Annotated in this window: 1 protein-coding gene; it reads right to left on the minus strand. The window is 80.2% G+C overall.

From position 1 onward, the window contains the following. The coding region (mycP, locus tag ACFV5N_RS27905) for a type VII secretion-associated serine protease mycosin (protein ID WP_385605357.1) at window positions 1-1,235 on the minus strand (1,235 nt) is incomplete at both ends.

Here is a 1,235-nt window from a genome sequence, read left to right on the forward strand (position 1 = left end):
GGGGGGGGGGGGGGGGGGGGGGGGGGGGGGGGGGGGGGGGGGGGGGGGGGGGGGGCGGGGGGGAGGTCGGTGCCGTCCAGCCAGTCGTGGCGGGCCGGGGGGCCGGGCGGCGGGGGCTCGCCGCCGGGCGGGGCGCCGGTGCCGGGGGCGAGCGGCCCCGGGTGCCAGCCCCGGCGGGCGGCGCGGCGGACGGCCGGTGCGGCCAGCAGGCCGAGCACGACGGCCAGCAGCAGCCCGCCGCTGACCGCCAGCGCGGTGGCGGCGGTGCCGGACAGCGCGGGCCCGGGGCGGGGCACCGCCTGGACGGGGATCGCGGCGGGCGCCCGGTCCTCGCCGTCGTCGGCGGCGGCCTCGTCCGCGGCGCGTTCCAGGCCCAGGCCGGTCACGGCGCCGAACGGGTCGACGATGCCCGCGCCGGTCAGGTCGTTGCGCCCGCCGCCGACCGGCGAGGCGGAGGCGACCAGCCGCCGGGCGACGTCCTCGGCGCTCAGCTCGGGGAAGCGGGAGAGGACCAGGGCGGCGGCGCCGGAGACCTGGGCGGCGGCGAAGCTGGTCCCGGACTCGGCCCGGTAGCCAAAGCCGCCGGGTGCCACCACGGTGAGGTTCTCGCCGTAGGCCGCGAGGTCGACCCACTCGGCGGCGTTGGAGGACTGCATGGGCGCGCCGGTGCCGTCGACGGCGGCGACCGCCAGCACACCGTCGTAGGCGGCCGGGTACATGGACTGGGACGGGTCGCGGTTGCCCTCGTTCCCGGCCGCGGCGACGACCAGGACCCCGGCGTCCACCGCCCGTTCGACGGCCTCACGCACCGGTGCGCGGTCGCCGGGGACGGCGAAGGAGAGGTTGAGGACGGCGGCGCCGGAGTCCACGGCGTCGTCGATGGCGGCGGCGAGGGTCTCGAAACTGGCCCGGTCCACGCCGTCGGCGACGCGGACCGGGTAGATCGCGGCGTCGGGGGCGACGCCGGCCATCCGGTCCCCCTCGGTGCGGTCGGCGGCGATGAGGCCGGCGACGGCGGTGCCGTGTCCCTCGCAGTCCTGTTCGGGGGCGGGGGCGGAGCGCTCGAAGCCGTGCGCGGCCCGGACCATGAGGAACTCGCTGCCGGTGACGACGGCGTCCGCGAGGTCCGGGTGCCGGGCGTCCACGCCGGAGTCGACGACGGCCACGGTCACGCCCGTCCCGGTGGCCAGGTCCCAGGTCTGGCGCAGGCCGAGCAGGTCGATCAGCGGGTGGGG

It is taken from the genome of Streptomyces sp. NPDC059853 (assembly GCF_042731495.1).
Classification (GTDB): domain Bacteria; phylum Actinomycetota; class Actinomycetes; order Streptomycetales; family Streptomycetaceae; genus Streptomyces.